Source organism: Nocardia carnea, from assembly GCF_029869215.1.
Lineage (GTDB): Bacteria > Actinomycetota > Actinomycetes > Mycobacteriales > Mycobacteriaceae > Nocardia > Nocardia carnea_B.
The window spans coordinates 1-13,893 of record NZ_JARWPM010000066.1; the positions used below are offsets into that span (position 1 = coordinate 1).

General features: G+C 71.0%; 14 protein-coding genes. 8 read left to right on the forward strand and 6 right to left on the reverse strand.

Annotation, left to right across the window (positions count from 1 at the left end; genetic code table 11):
* Positions 1-616: 616 nt before the first annotated feature.
* On the forward strand, positions 617-2,029 hold the full coding sequence (locus tag QH276_RS03025) for an MFS transporter (protein WP_280402487.1): 1,413 nt from the start codon (positions 617-619) through the stop codon (positions 2,027-2,029).
* A gap of 16 nt (positions 2,030-2,045) precedes the next feature.
* On the opposite strand, the gene QH276_RS03030 is transcribed toward QH276_RS03025, so the two are convergent.
* From QH276_RS03030 to QH276_RS03045, 4 genes are all read right to left on the reverse strand, one after another.
* Positions 2,046-3,029, reverse strand: coding sequence for a hypothetical protein (locus QH276_RS03030; RefSeq protein ID WP_280402488.1), 984 nt, complete (start codon positions 3,027-3,029; stop codon positions 2,046-2,048).
* 255 nt (positions 3,030-3,284) lie between these two features.
* Positions 3,285-3,836, reverse strand: a complete 552-nt coding sequence (locus QH276_RS03035) for a hypothetical protein (protein ID WP_280402489.1) — start codon at positions 3,834-3,836, stop codon at positions 3,285-3,287.
* 180 nt (positions 3,837-4,016) lie between these two features.
* On the reverse strand, positions 4,017-5,810 hold the full coding sequence (locus QH276_RS03040; protein ID WP_280402490.1) for a hydroxysqualene dehydroxylase: 1,794 nt from the start codon (positions 5,808-5,810) through the stop codon (positions 4,017-4,019).
* A gap of 13 nt (positions 5,811-5,823) precedes the next feature.
* Complete coding sequence (locus QH276_RS03045; protein ID WP_280402491.1) at positions 5,824-7,182, reverse strand: NAD(P)/FAD-dependent oxidoreductase; 1,359 nt, start codon at positions 7,180-7,182, stop codon at positions 5,824-5,826.
* Between the two features lie 231 nt (positions 7,183-7,413).
* On the opposite strand from QH276_RS03045, the gene QH276_RS03050 reads away from it, so the two are divergent.
* Positions 7,414-8,091 (forward strand): TetR/AcrR family transcriptional regulator, encoded by a 678-nt coding sequence (locus QH276_RS03050; RefSeq protein WP_280402492.1) that lies wholly within the window; start codon positions 7,414-7,416, stop codon positions 8,089-8,091.
* Positions 8,092-8,199: 108 nt separating this feature from the next.
* Here the strand turns inward: QH276_RS03050 and QH276_RS03055 are convergent, their stop codons facing one another.
* Entirely contained in the window at positions 8,200-8,766 is a 567-nt protein-coding gene (locus QH276_RS03055) for a TetR/AcrR family transcriptional regulator (protein WP_280402493.1), read from the reverse strand.
* 88 nt (positions 8,767-8,854) lie between these two features.
* Between QH276_RS03055 and QH276_RS03060 the strand changes: the two genes are divergently transcribed.
* The 3 genes from QH276_RS03060 (at position 8,855) to QH276_RS03070 (ending at position 10,819) form a co-directional block, all read left to right on the forward strand.
* The gene (locus QH276_RS03060) at positions 8,855-9,322 is read left to right on the forward strand and encodes a DUF4334 domain-containing protein (protein ID WP_280402494.1); all 468 of its coding nucleotides are present in this window, start codon (positions 8,855-8,857) and stop codon (positions 9,320-9,322) included.
* A gap of 2 nt (positions 9,323-9,324) precedes the next feature.
* A complete protein-coding gene (locus QH276_RS03065) occupies positions 9,325-10,413 on the forward strand; it encodes a zinc-binding dehydrogenase (protein WP_280402500.1) in 1,089 nt (362 codons plus the stop codon).
* A 157-nt stretch (positions 10,414-10,570) separates the two neighbouring features.
* On the forward strand, positions 10,571-10,819 hold the full coding sequence (locus tag QH276_RS03070; protein ID WP_280402495.1) for an acyl carrier protein: 249 nt from the start codon (positions 10,571-10,573) through the stop codon (positions 10,817-10,819).
* Between the two features lie 59 nt (positions 10,820-10,878).
* On the opposite strand, the gene QH276_RS03075 is transcribed toward QH276_RS03070, so the two are convergent.
* Complete coding sequence (locus tag QH276_RS03075) at positions 10,879-11,799, reverse strand: hypothetical protein (protein ID WP_280402496.1); 921 nt, start codon at positions 11,797-11,799, stop codon at positions 10,879-10,881.
* A 381-nt stretch (positions 11,800-12,180) separates the two neighbouring features.
* On the opposite strand from QH276_RS03075, the gene QH276_RS03080 reads away from it, so the two are divergent.
* The 3 genes from QH276_RS03080 (at position 12,181) to QH276_RS03090 (ending at position 13,754) form a co-directional block, all read left to right on the forward strand.
* Positions 12,181-12,495 (forward strand): hypothetical protein, encoded by a 315-nt coding sequence (locus QH276_RS03080; RefSeq protein ID WP_280402497.1) that lies wholly within the window; start codon positions 12,181-12,183, stop codon positions 12,493-12,495.
* Positions 12,496-12,611: 116 nt separating this feature from the next.
* Positions 12,612-13,055, forward strand: a complete 444-nt coding sequence (locus tag QH276_RS03085) for a hypothetical protein (RefSeq protein WP_280402498.1) — start codon at positions 12,612-12,614, stop codon at positions 13,053-13,055.
* Positions 13,056-13,136: 81 nt separating this feature from the next.
* On the forward strand, positions 13,137-13,754 hold the full coding sequence (locus QH276_RS03090; RefSeq protein ID WP_280402499.1) for a DUF305 domain-containing protein: 618 nt from the start codon (positions 13,137-13,139) through the stop codon (positions 13,752-13,754).
* Positions 13,755-13,893: the final 139 nt, after the last annotated feature.

Below are 13,893 nucleotides of genomic sequence, written 5' to 3' on the forward strand. Positions count from 1 at the left end.
CCCTGGTATCGACCACCGAACTCCAGCACACCTACGCCCTTGTCGGGCACCGGTCGCGGCGCCCTCGGCGGCCGGTCGCCCCCCCCACCGCGGAGGTACTCCAACTGCGATTTTTACCCAGGCCCCAGCACCCCCCCCACACCCTCCCCCCCCCACCCTCCCCCCCCCCACCCCCCCCCGCCCCCGCGGGGGGCGCCGCCGCCCCCGCCCCCCCCCCCCGACTCCGCCGGGAACCCCGCCTCGGTGAGCAGGCCGGCGGGTAGCGCGCAGGGGTCCCAGACCGCGGCCGGATCGGTGGCCTCGCCCGGCCCGCAGGCACCGGCGCCGAGGGCCGCGGCGAACGCGAGGCCACACCGCAGCAGCCGATGACGAACGGTGGGTGCGGAACGTGCCGGATTTTTCATTCCGCGGATGCTAGCCGCGGATTCCGTTGCGCCACAGGGGCGCTGTGCGCCTTCACAGGCCGCGCCGCGCGAGGTTGCGTGCCGGCACAAGCCGGCACCGCCGGGCGCCGTCCCACCAGGTGGAAAACCGCGTGCCCGCCCGGTCCGCGGGGAATAGCGTCACCGCCCGGGTGTGTTGGCCTGTTTGTTTGCACAACGAAAGGGGTACGCCGGTGGTGGCGGATACCGCGAAGGCCGCCGTCGGACTCCGGTCCGAGCGCGGTCCGATATTGGGGTCGTTGATGCTGGCCACCGCCTTGATCGCACTGGATTCGACGATCATCGCCACCGCGGTGCTCTCGATCACCGCGAGCCTCGGTGGTTTCGCCCAGTTTCCCTGGTTGTTTTCCGTGTATCTGCTCGCTCAGGCGGTGACGGTACCGGTCTACGGGAAAGTGGCGGATATGGTGGGCCGCAAACCGGTGATCCTGTTCGGTATCGCCGTATTCGCACTCGGCTCGCTGCTGTGCGGTCTCGCCGGAAGTATGGTGTGGCTCATCGTGTTCCGCGCGGTACAGGGTATCGGCGCGGGCGCCATCCAGCCGATGACCATGACCATCGCCGGCGATGTGTACACGCTGACGGAACGGGCGAAGGCGCAGGGGTATATCGCGGGGGTCTGGGCGCTGTCGTCGGTGGCCGGGCCGCTGCTGGGTGGCGTTTTCGCCGACTATCTCGGCTGGCGCTGGATCTTCCTGATCAACCTGCCGCTCTCGGCGTGGGCGGCGTGGATGCTCGTGCGCCATTTCACCGAGGACGTTCCGCGGCAGCGCCGGCGGGTCGATTACGCCGGTGCCATCCTGCTGACCTCCGGCGCGGGCGCGGTGATCCTCGGCCTCCTCGAGGGCGGACGGTCGTGGGCGTGGAATTCCCCGGCCGGTATCGGCATCTTCGCCGGCGGAGCGGCCGCCCTGCTGTTGTTCGTCGCCGTGGAGCGCCGTGCCGCGAATCCGATCCTGCCGCTGTGGCTGTTCACCCGGCGGGTGGTGGTGGCGAGTTCGGCGGTATCGCTGCTGGTCGGGGCGCTACTGCTCGGACTCACCTCCTACGTGCCGACCTTCGCCCAAGGGGTGCTGGGTACCGGCGCGCTCGTCGGTGGCCTCACCGTGGGGGCGCTGACGCTCGGGTGGCCGATCTCGGCGTCCCTGTCCGGCCGGGTGTATCTGCGGATCGGTTTCCGGCTCACCGCCGTCCTCGGCAGCGTGCTCGGTGCGCTCGGCGCCGGCGCGACCCTGTTCATCGGGCCGGGGTCGCCACTCGGGCAGATCGCCGCCACCTGTTTCCTCATCGGACTGGGCATGGGACTGGTCGCGAGCCCCACCCTGATCGCCGCGCAGACCGGCGCGAGCTGGAACGAACGCGGCGTGGTGACCTCGGCGAACATGTTCGCCCGGTCGATCGGCAGCGCGGTGGGTGTCGCGGTATTCGGGGCGCTGGTGAACTCGCGGGTCGGTGATGCCGCGGTACCGGCCCCGGACCTACTGGCCGAAGGTGTGCATCTGGTGTTCGTGGCGGTGCTGGTGATGACGGTGGCGATGGTGGTCGCCAGCGCCCTCATGCCGGGCCGCGCCGCGTCCGGCGGTTGACGGCCCGGCGTCGCGGCTACTCCTCGCCGGCGAGGACCTCGACCCGTTCACCGGCGTCGAACTCGATCATCTGGCGTACCCGGGATTCACCGACGGGGCCGAGATCGGCGACGACCACCTCACCGCGCTGCGCGATCGATTCGACGATCGCCTCCACCGGTTTGCCGTCGGAACCGGCGATGCGGATGCGGTCGCCGATCTCGAGGGCGTCGGCCCGGACGCCGCTGCGGGCCAGTTGCGGGTGGTACACACCGCAGTAGGTGCGGCCCGCGGTATCGCCGACCCCGCGCTGCGCGATCGTCCACCACACCGGCGTGCTGCTCGCGCCGGCGCTCCGGCGATGCCGGCGCAGCACCCGGTCGCGGCCGGCCTCGGCGGCGGCCCGGCTCTCGTGGACCGAGACATGGCGCCGTACCGGCGCGCTGCGGTGCCGCACGGTTCCGGCCGCACCGTCGACCACCAGCACCCAGCCGCCGGTCAGGTCCTGATCGCGTGCCGCGTTCACCCGCTTGGCGAGTGCCTGCCCCGGCGTGGCGCCGAGCCGGTCGGCGACCTCGGCCAGGTTCTCGGCCAGTCCGAGTGCCCGCAGGAATCCGGCGACCTCGATCTCGGCGGTGCCGAGCCGTTGCGCCAGCACCGGCATCGGCGTGTGTTCCCGCCAGGCCCGGCGGGCGATATGTTCGTGTTCGGTGAGCCAGAGCGCCGACGGGCCGTGCAGATGGTTGTCCACAACGGTCGCCCACCAGTCCCACTCGGGCTCGGCGGCCAGCCGGTCGCGCAACCAACCGGCGCGCTCGCTCGCCCGGACCTTTTCGTGCGGGGGCACGAAATTCCGCAGCGCGGCCTGCACGGCCGACGGTGTGCGGCCGAGTTCTTCGGCGATGGCGGACAGATCCTTACCGGCGCGCAGTTGCGCCACGATGGCCCGATACTCCGATTCGCGCCACGACGCCCCGTGCTGACGGGGCGGCAGCAGTCGTTGTTGTCCGAATTCACTCATCACAGAACCCCCGGTTCCGATACGCCGGCGAGCCGTCGGCGGGGCCGGAACACCGCCCGCCGCTGACCCTTCCGACTGTGTCCTACCTGCATGATTTTACTGCGGGGGTACGACAGAAACGGCTCCGTGCCGCGGTGCCGGAGCTGTCCGGAAGCGGCGATAACGGTTCGGGGGCAATCGAATCGGCGTACCCGACCGCCGGAAGGGGTGCGGCGGCGCGCCGCCGGAATGTCAGCGCGCCGCCGAGTCCTGCTGTCAGGGCGTGGAATAGCCGATCAGCGCGCCGATCCCGGCCCCGATCGGGATGGTGACCAGGGCGCCGACTCCACCCAGGAAGAAGCCCAGCACCGCACCGATTCCGGCACCGACCAGCGCGCCGATCCCGGCATTGTGCATCTTGCGCGCTTCGGTGCCCGGGTCGGCGACCAGTTCGGCGAGATGGCGGCCCGCCGGGGTCGCGGCCTCGGGAGTCACGGTGAGTGTGCGGCCGTCGGCGGAGACCGCCGCCGCCAACGGGGCGGTGGCGCCACCGGCCGCCACCCCGAGCGGCAGGGTGGTGAGCACGCGGCCCGCGGGGTCGGCCACGGTGACCGCCGCGCCGTTCGCGGCGAGCCGGAAAGTACCGGTCTCGAGCGTGGCCACCACGGCCGTACCGGATTCGTTCGGGGCCACGACATATCCGACGCCCGCCTCGGCGCCGCGGACGGCTACCTCGGTGGCGTGCGAATCGGCGTGCGCGGTGCCCGTGGCGGCGCCGAGAGCGCCGATGGAGATCAGCGCGGTGGCCGCGATGTGCTTGATTCTCATGATGTTCCCCACTTGATCTGCCGGTGCGCGAGCGCCGGCGGTCCCCAAGAAGCCGGATCTCGGCTCGAAACCCATTCTCGAGGAAGCGCTTACGACAGACAATGCTTTCCCGCGAATCGACGCGTCTGCGCCGGGCCCGCGCCGCGCCCACCGATGGGCCGGTGCGAGCCCGTGCGGCCGCTAGACATCCAGGATGTGGGGAAGCCCCGCCCGGAACCGGTCGGCGTCGAGCCTTTTGGCGGCCTCGAACGCGGGCAGCGCGACCAGCGGGAACACCGGCGCGTGAGGTGCGGGGTCGTCGGCGGTGTCGATAATGGCGTTGGCCGCGTTACGGCCCGATTCGTTCGCGCTCTCCATGGTGGCGAGGTCGATATGGCTGCGGACATGGTCGCCGCCGAAGAAGAGATTGGGAATCGCGCAGTGCGCGTACGGCCGGTGGTCGTAGGAGCCGACGGTGTTGACCAGCAACGGGGTCTCGTTGTGCGTACCGCCCGCCGACCAGCTGATACCCGGGTCCAGATGCCACGAGTGCACATCCTCGTCGCGCAGCCAGCCCGTTCCGGTGTTCAGCCACACCTTCAGCTGTGCCCACACTTCGGCCGCGATCTCCGTCGCGGTGCATTGTTTCGCCGGTCGTCGATGCAGGATTCCCGGGGTGTCCCAATCGGAGATATCCACCGAGAAGCATTCCCGAACGGATCCGTCGCCGTACCGGCTCGCGAAATCGCCGACCCACATGGGTGCCTGCCGTAGCGCGGTGAGCGCCCACGGCGAGCCCAGCGCGGCGATATGGCCCTCCGGTATTTCGGTGGGGCGGCGCAGGTAGTACTGGATGCCGACCATCCAGTCGGTGAGCAGTTCCCGCATCCCCGCCAGATGCGGGTCGGCGGTAAGGATCCGGTCGTCGAGCAGCGGAACCGTCTTCTCCACCGGCATGGCGCACACGTAGTAGTCGGCGACGACCGAGGTCGCCGTGCCCTGCCCATCGGTGACCGTGACGGAATCGATCCGGCCGCCGGCGTAGGAGAGCCGGCTCGCCCGCTGCCCCATGACGAACCGCACGCCACGGGATTGCAGGTACGACACCCACGGGTCGATCCACGCCGCGTTCGTGGGCCGGTTCAGGATGCGGTCCACGCCGCCGGAGAATTCCGGGATCACCCCGGTTCCGGCGAGCACCAGCGCCTCGCCGATGGTGCCGATGGTGCGCGCCGAACTCAGATGGGGTTTGGCCGCCACGGTGATCCGGGTGAGCGCGTTGACCAGATACGCACGGTAGGCGGCGGATTTACCGTCGGCGCGCATGATCTGCTCCCAGGTCTGGTATTCCCACTGCCCGAACCGGCGTTCGGTGCTCGAGGTGAACCACATGAGCATCTGCTTGCCGAAGAAGGCCAATTCGTGGGGCGGGAGCTCCGGGATGAAACCGAAGGCGCTGATGATGCTGTTCTGCAGACGTTCCGGGGTGATCTGGTCGAGCGCACCGATCTCCACCGGCGCGAAAATCGGTGGCCGGTCGCGGAAGCCGGCGACGGTGCCCTGCACGCGAATGAGATTGTCCAGGACGCCGTTCGGATTACCGGGGAACGGGATCCGGCGCATGGTGTCGGGGATGTTCTGATAACAGCCGGGGAAGAACCGGAATCCGTGCTCGCCGGGCAGATCCGCGCGCCCGCCGGTGCCCGTCCCGGGGACGCCCATACTGCGCGCCTTCCCGCCCAGATACGACGGTTCGTACACGGTGACCCGGAAACCGCGTTCGGCGAGTTCGTGGGCGGCCGACAACCCGGCCATCCCACCGCCGAAGATCGCCACCTCCTTACCGCCCGTGCGTAGACCCGGTGTGCGGTGCCGGGCGGGTTGTGCCGTGGCGGTCGCCGAACCGGCCGCGACCAGCGCGGCGCCGGCGAGTGCGCCGCGCAGGGCGGTGCGGCGGTCGATCGGGGCTGACATCTTCGGCAGCTGATCCGGCATGGTGTTCTCCTGGTCACACGGTGGAGGGTGGGTTGCCGCGCAGGGCGGTGCACGACGTATGGAATTCGCGGGTGGCGGTGGCGATCTCGCATGCCAGATCGCGGATCACCGGGGCCGGATTGCGGCGATGCCGCCAGAGGGCGCCGGTGGTCAGCCGCGCCATCCGGGCCGGTGTGTAGAGGTCGGCGGGGCGCCTGGTGCGGGAGAAGATCGCCGTGGTGATCGCGGCGAGTTCCCGGTCGGTGGTGGCGGCCCGGTACAGCTCGACCTCGAGCGGGCTCATCGCCGTGCCCCGGGCCAGCCGATTGGTCCAGTGGTAGATCTCCCGGCATTCGGCCACCCGGCGCCGCTCCCATCCGGCCAGCGCGCGATCCAGGTGCGGGGGATCGTGCAGGACCGGGGCCACGTCCTCGGCGAGCCGGCGGCCGTAGTGCAGGGCGTCGCGAATGCCCTGGGCGGTGACCGGATCCTTGAAATGGCCGGAGTCGCCGGGTAGTGCCCAGCCGGGTCCGCTCGAACGCCGGAAGTAGGAGGTGATCTCGGTGGCCGCGCGAACCCGGCCCACCTGTTCGCAGCCGCGCAATCGTTCGCGGAGCAACGGAATACGATCCAGCGCCGCCGCATAGCGTCGTCCGGTATCGCCGGGCCGGAGCTTGCCGGCTTCCGCGGGCGGCTGGACCAGGCACAACAGCAGGCCGTCGTCACAGGGGAAGGCCGTCCCGAGATCGGCACCCGCGCGCCATTGCGCGGCGGTCGCTCGCCATGCGGGGGAATTGTCGCGCCAGTACGCGAAATAGCAGTCCCGCCCGCTGGGTTCGGATACGTAGGGCGTCGCCGCCCCGGCCAGCCGGGCCACCGTACTGCGGCGGCCGTCGGCGCCGACCACCAAGGCGGCCCGGATCTCGACGGTCCGGTCGTCGGGTCCGGTGTAGCGGACGCCGGCGCACCGCTCGCCGTCCCAGACGAGTTCGGTCACCCGGCAGCGCTGGCGGATCTCGGCCCCCGCGTCGCGGGCGGTACGCACGAGCGCGTGATCGAGGCCGGTGCGGCGGACACACAGGGTGTAGTCGATGCCGTCCACCTCGGGAAACGGTGTTTCGATGACGTAGCCGGCGCCGGCGGCGTAGGCGTGGGTGAGTTCGGGGGCGCCGATCTCGCGCACGGCGTCCAGGGCGCCCAGCCGGGACAGTTCGGCGACGCCGGCCGGCCAGAGGAGGTGGGTGGACAGGGTGTCGGCGGGGAACCGCGCGCTGTCCAGGACGACGACGTGATGTCCGGCTCGTGCCAGGGTGGCCGCGGTGGCCGAACCTGCGCATCGAGCGCCGACCACCACGACGTCCGCTCGTTGGGCCGGGGCGTGGGAGCCAACCATACGAACCGCCTCGGTCATCGAGTCTCGGACACTATGTCCGATTGATGGTGCGGTGCCACGGAGCGAATGTCAACCACCTGAGCGGCACTGTCCCGCACAGTTTTCCGGGCCGGCCGGTCGGCGACCTGTTCCGGCTCGCCCGGCCGCATCGACGGGCACCGGTGAGCGCTGCCGCTGCCGGATCGCGGGGCACAATGGGCGCATGGACCTTGTGAGCGGACACCCGAGACTGTGGTCGAGCGATACGGCGGTCCCCGGATGCCGTCGCTGACCCGAGCGCCGCGGCCCGCTCGTCAACCGGACGACGACCGCCGGGCCGAATTCGAGCAGCGGGTACTGCGCGCGGTCGAGGATCTGCTCGCCGACGGCACGCCCTACACCGAGATCGCGGTCCAGCGGATCGCCGCGACAGCGGAGGTCGCACGGTCCACCTTCTACCGGTATTTCCCGGACAAGAGCCAATTGCTGATCCGGATGGCGGAATTGGCGACCAGCGATCTGTTCGCCGCCGCCGAACGCTGGTGGAACGCCGAGCACACCGACCGCGAGGCCGGGGTGCGCCGGGCCATGAGCGCCATGATCGGCGGCTTCCGCCGCCATCGCTATCTGCTGCTGGCGCTGAGCGAACTCGCCGCCTACGACCGTGACGTCGGGGCCTACTGGCGGGGCCGGGTCGCGACCTTCGTCGATCTGGTGCGGGTACGCCTCGAGGCCGACCGGGCCGCCGGGCGGGTCGCGCCGGATCTGGACCCCGCGGCCACCGCGCTGGTACTGGCCGCGATGGTGGAGCGTTCCATCAGCACGGCCTTCGCGGTCCGCACCGGTATCTCCGACGCGGAACTGGCAGCGGCGCTGGGTCGTGCGATCTGGCTGGTGGTCTACGGCGACGCCCCGGCGGATCCCGCCTGAACTCACGGATCTGTTCCGGCGTATGCCGCCACGGGTGGGACGGTGGCAGCGAATCGCCCGGACCCTGGTGACCGGGTGTGCCGCGGATTCCGGGGAGTTCAGCTGTCGTTACGTGCTGTCCGGACGCGGCGCTACGAGCCGCCGGGCGGCGAGCACGACCGCGGCGCGTTGTTCGGCGATCCGCCGGGCCGGGCCCGGCCCGGAGTACACCGCGGTGCTGCGGGCGAGTTCGGTCAGCATGCGCAGCAGTGTCGCGGCGGGGATATCGGTGGTGATCATCCCGGTGCGCTGGCCGCGCCGGATCTCGGCGAGCTTCGGGTCGACGGTGTGGCGCAGGACCTGCTCGATGCGTTCGTCGGCCGGTTCCAGTTCGGCCCACGCCTGCAGCCGGGCATTCTCGGGATGGGCGAGGAAATGGTCGAACAACCGGCCCACGTATCCGGGCAGGTCCTCGGCGCGCAGGGCCGTCTCGGCGGTGGTTTGTGCCGTCCACTGTTCGGTGACCGCCGCGTAGAGGTCGGATTTGCCGGGGAAGTAGGCGTAGAGGCGGTCCTTGCTGGCCTGGGCGGCCGCGGCGATCCGATTGATCCGGGCGCCGGCGATCCCGTATTCGGCGAATTCCGCTTTGGCCGCCGCGAGGATCCGCTCCCGGGTCGCCTGGCCTGCCGCACGCATGGGCAGATCGTAGCTTGCCGAACCAGATGGTTCGGAACTAAGGTCGTTGCCGAACCAGATGGTTCGCCGAACGGTGGATGGGACTGATATGAGCGCGGACAAACCACGGTGGCAGCAGTTGCGGGAACAGGCCGAGGGCGTCTCGGTCGAAGAACTGGACGATCTGTGGGCGCGGCTGCGGCCCGCCCGCGCCGAGGACATCCTCGGCGAATGGCGCGGTGACGCCTTCCAGACCGGGCATCCGCTGTGCCGGGCACTCCCCAAGAGCCGCTGGTACGGCAAAACGTTCCACTCGCTCGGCGATGCGAAACCGCTGATCTGCCGGGCCGAGGACGGCACCCTGTTCTCCAACGTGGAACTCGGCCAGGGCGAGGCCACGCTGTGGAACATCGAATTCCGCGGCGAAGTGACCGCGACCATGGTCTACGACGGTCGCGCGGTATTCGACCACTTCAAGTGGCTCGACGACAGCACGCTGATGGGCATCATGAACGGCCGGCCGGAACTGGTTCTCGCGAACGGGGAGTACTTCTACTTCCTGCTGGAACGGGCGTGACGATGCGGACGACGGCGCTGCTGTCCCGCGACCCGGCCGCACCGTTCACCGTGGAGACGGTGGATCTCGACGGTCCCCGCGACGACGAGATCCTGGTGCGGATCCTCGCCTCGGGGATCTGCCACACCGATCTGGTGAACCGGCCGCTGGGCCGGCCCGACCGGCCGGTGCTGCTCGGGCACGAGGGTGCCGGGGTAGTGGCGGCGGTCGGCGCGGCGGTGACCACCGTGGCGCCCGGCGATCATGTGGTGCTGACCTTCCGGCACTGCGGTGCCTGCCCCAACTGTGCGGCCGGCCGGCCCGCCTACTGCCGGCATTCCACCGCGCTGAATCATTTCGGCCGCCGCGCCGACAAATCCCCGCGTATCACCGTCGCCGGTGAACCCGTGCGTGACGGCTTCTTCGGACAGTCCAGCTTCGCCGCCTACGCACTGGCCACCGCGGACAACACCGTCGTCGTCGACGCCGCCGTGGATCCGGCCGTCGCCGCCTCCTTCGGCTGCGGTTTCCAGACCGGCGCGGGCGCGGTGCTCAACGTGTTACGGCCGGAATCCGGGGCCTGGCTGGCCATCTACGGCGGGGGAGCGGTCGGCTCGGCGGCCCTGCTGGCGGCCCGGACCGTCCCCGGCGTCCGGACCGTCGTCGTGGAAACCGCCGCGGCGCGCCGCGAACTCGCCGCCGAACTGGGTGCCGATATCGTCGTGGATCCGGCCGGCGCGGATACGGTGCGGACAGTTCGGGAGGTCACCGGCGGCGGTGCCACCCATGCCCTGGACACCACCGGTATCCCCGCGGTGCTGGCCGGTGCCTTCGATGCGCTGACCACCGGCGCGACGGTGGTCGCGGTGGGCCTCGGCACCGGGATACCGCCGATCGATGTACGCGATATGGTGCTGCAAGGCAAGACGATCCGCGGCTGCCTCGAGGGCGACGCGGTTCCGGCGACCTTCATCCCGCACCTGCTCGAGCTGCACCGCCGGGGCCTGCTCCCGGTCGACCGGCTGGTGACCCGCTTTCCCCATACCGATATCGCGGCCGCACTCGCGGCGCAGCACGCGGGTTCGGTGATCAAGGCCGTGCTCACCTGGTAAGAAACCGGCCGGGTACCGCCGGTTCGGCAACCGGCCACCGGCCGGACGAAAACGGTTCGGCCGCCGGACATCCGGCGGTTTCCCGGGCACGTCATCCTGCACGGGTCGATCACCGTCCACCCGACCGGTTACGGACACCGGGGAAAGGCCTGCCACCGTGTCCGATACACCGATACGCGACTATGTCGCCGAATTCCTGCGCACACAGTGCGACCTGGAGTTCGACGCGATCGCGGCCGAGGCGACCCCGGCCGAACTGGGACTGGATTCGCTGACCATCCTCTCGATCATCGTGCTGGTCGAGAAGAAGTACGGTATCGCGCTACCCGAACGGGAGGTGGCGGCCGCACAGACCTTCGGCGAACTGATGGATGTGCTGGGGGTGCCGGTGGCGCCGGCCTCCTGAGCGGCGGCTCCGGCGAGGCCACCGGCGCCGCCGGGACCCTGCCGCTCGGCCTCCGCCGCTTACGACTCCGGCCCGACCAGCCACGGCGGACGCAGCTGCCCGGCGGGCCCGGGGGACGGGTTCGCCGCGCGTCCCGTGGTGGATTCCTCGCCGGTGGTCCCCTCGGCGGCACCGGCCTCGCCGCTGTCCGCCGAAGCCGCGGGCGCCCCGGTGGCCGGATCCGTGCCCTCCGTATCGGCGGGGCCGGTGTCGTACTCCGCGGCGGCGCCGCTCTTGCCCGCCGGGGCGGAGTTGTCGCCGCTCTCCGTGGCCGGCCCGGTGGGGCTCCTGTCCGTGCTCGCGCCCGTTCCGTTTCTGCTGTCCGCGGTGGCAGCGGTGCCGTTGCCACCGTCCGTGGCCGGGCCCGTGCCGGTGCTGTCGGCGTTCGGCCCGGTCCCGCCCTCCGCGGTGGGCGCGCTCTCGGCGCCGGTCGCGTCGCTGCCGTTCGCCGTCGGGCCGCTGTCGCCGAACGCCGAGTTGTTGTCGCCGTGCACCGAACCCCTGCCACCACTGCCGGCGGCCGGGCTACCACCCTCGGTACCGGACGGCCGGTTGTCCGTGACTCCGCCGCTGTCCGCCGCGCCGCCGCCGCTGTCCGTGGCGGTACCCTCGCCGCTGTCCGAGTTGGTGGTGTCGCTGTTGTTGTCCGTGCTCGTCGGGCCGCTGCCGGTGTCTGTCGCGCCGGTGCTGCTGTCCGTGGCCGGCCCGCCCGGTTCGACCGTGGAGCGGGAACCGGCGCTGTCCCCGGACCTGCTCGCGTCCGGTTCGGCCGCCGTACCGGGTTCCGCTTCGACCGGCCCGGGGCCGAGTTGCAGGACGATCCACGGCTCCGGCACGTCCGGATCCGCGCCCGTCGCCGGGGCGAGCAGAAGAGCCGAGGCCGCGACACCGGCGAAACCGGTAGCCGCGACCGAGATGCGCCGTGCTGTTCGTGATCCCACGCAAAACCTCCCGGGTGAATGATCGGTTGTCGTTGCTGCGGAAACAGCGGAGCGAACCGAAACTAACCGGCCCCGCGGGAAGATCCACCGGCACGCGGAGCCCGTGACGGAGCCGTCGGCGTGTTGTGACGGATCGGTGACGCGGCCCCGGCCGCCTCGCGTGCCCGGAAGGATCCGGATGCCAATCGGCTGCTCCGTGCGGCCTGCCGGGCGTGTCGGATCGATGACACGCCGCGATTTTCGGCGCTGACCACAGGAAATCGGCGAGTCTCCCCCCACGGTGGCCGCGATTGCGCTTCAATAACCGGTCGGGTTCGGCTTTACGGAAACGGCATTCGTCCGCCACCGGATACACCGGCATCCGAGAGGGGCACGACCACAATGAGCATGATCCTCACCGCACTGCACGACGGCCTTCCCGCGTGGCACGACAGCTACGCGGTGCTCGCCCAGGTCGGCAATCCCACCCCCGAAGCACCGCCATTATCGGACAAGATCACCCAGATGACCCGGTACCTCACCTGGTTCGTTCTGCTCTCCGGCGTCACCTCGATCGTCTTCGGCGGCGGCAAGTTCGCCTGGGAGAAGTGGAACGGCGGATCGCTGACCGCCCCCAAGCAGATCGCCGGCGCGATGATGGGCGGCGCGGTGGCCACCAGCGCGGGCACGATCATGAACGCCATCATGGGCGGCTGATCGCCGGACGCGACGGTCCCGGGCGTCCGGCGGGCAGGCCGGTACGCCGTGCCCGGCTGCGCGGCCGGACCCGGCGCACCGGCCCGGGCCGGAAGCGGGTTGCTACATTCGGGTTCGTGCACTCCGGCATCGCGGGAATACTCGCTCGATGGTTGCTGCCTGTCTTGATGGCGGCGGCCGTGCTGGGTATGCATCATCTCCCCGCCGGCGAACCCGTGGCCGGGGACATGCACCACAGCGGTGCGGGCGTGGTGCAGTCCGAGAGCGGCTCGCCGGCGGAGGCACTCGCCGACCGGGCATTCTGCTGCGATACGCCGGGTGCGTTCGTGCCGGGGCCCGCGCACGACAGCCCATCCGGCCACGGCGCGGGGCACGAATTGCTGCATCTGTGCCTCGCGGTCCTGATGGCATTGGCCGGGATCGTCCTGGTGTTCTTCGTGGTCGCCCACGGCGTGGCCGGATACGTCCCGTGCCCGGCGCTCCACTGCGACCCGCTCGTCCGCGCCCGGCCACCGCCGCTCGCCCGGCGACTGGCCGCCCTGGGTGTGTTGCGGCTGTGACGGACGCCCGCCGGACCCGGCGCGTCCGGGTCGCGGCGCTGTTCCGCCAGTCGCAACGACCAACCCAGGGAGAACCGCAACATGAACAGAAATTCGCCGGCCTCGATCACTCTCGCACTGCTCGGCTCCGCCGTTGTGCTGACCGCCTGCGGTGACGACACTGGAGGATCCGGCAGCAGCCCGGCCACCGGCTCCGCGACCACCTCGGTGGTTACCGGCCCGCCGGTGGCCGACGAGCACAACGCGGCGGATATCCGTTTCGCGCAGGAGATGATCCCGCACCACCGGCAGGCGGTCGAGATGGCGGCGCTGGTGCCGTCCCATTCGACCGATCCCCGCGTACTGGATCTGGCCGCCCGCATCCAGCAGGCGCAGGACCCGGAGATCACCGCCATGACGGGGTGGTTGCAGGCGTGGGGAGCGCCGGTACCCGAGGGCACCGGCCATTCGGGCATGGACCACGGCAGTATGCCCGGCATGATGACCGCCGAGGATATGGCCGAACTCGAGGCCGCGCAGGGCGCCGAGTTCGACCGGCTGTGGCTGACCATGATGATCGCCCACCACGAAGGCGCGGTACAGATGGCGCGGACCGAACTCGCCGAGGGGAGTAATCCGCAGGCCCGCACGATGGCCCAGCAGATCATCGACGCCCAGCAGGCCGAGATCCAGCAGATGCAGGCGATGCTGGAAGGTTGACCGGCCGGGGGGGGGGGGGGGGGGGGGGGGGGGGGGGCGGGGGGGGGGGGGGGGGGGGGGGGGGGGGGGGGGGGGGGGGGGGGGGGGGGGGGGGGGGGGGGGGGGGGGGGGGGGGGGGGGGGGGGGGGGGGGGGGGGGG

Bases quoted from the DNA above. Each gene is read 5' to 3' on its own strand.
- QH276_RS03055 (WP_280402493.1), bottom strand. From the start codon at position 8,766: ATGCGTGCGGCAGGCCAGGCGACCCGGGAGCGGATCCTCGCGGCGGCC.
- QH276_RS03060 (WP_280402494.1), top strand. From the start codon at position 8,855: ATGAGCGCGGACAAACCACGGTGGCAGCAGTTGCGGGAACAGGCCGAG.
- QH276_RS03090 (WP_280402499.1), top strand. From the start codon at position 13,137: ATGAACAGAAATTCGCCGGCCTCGATCACTCTCGCACTGCTCGGCTCC.
- QH276_RS03065 (WP_280402500.1), top strand. From the start codon at position 9,325: ATGCGGACGACGGCGCTGCTGTCCCGCGACCCGGCCGCACCGTTCACC.
- QH276_RS03030 (WP_280402488.1), bottom strand. From the start codon at position 3,029: ATGAGTGAATTCGGACAACAACGACTGCTGCCGCCCCGTCAGCACGGG.
- QH276_RS03040 (WP_280402490.1), bottom strand. From the start codon at position 5,810: ATGCCGGATCAGCTGCCGAAGATGTCAGCCCCGATCGACCGCCGCACC.
- QH276_RS03035 (WP_280402489.1), bottom strand. From the start codon at position 3,836: ATGAGAATCAAGCACATCGCGGCCACCGCGCTGATCTCCATCGGCGCT.
- QH276_RS03045 (WP_280402491.1), bottom strand. From the start codon at position 7,182: ATGGTTGGCTCCCACGCCCCGGCCCAACGAGCGGACGTCGTGGTGGTC.
- QH276_RS03080 (WP_280402497.1), top strand. From the start codon at position 12,181: ATGAGCATGATCCTCACCGCACTGCACGACGGCCTTCCCGCGTGGCAC.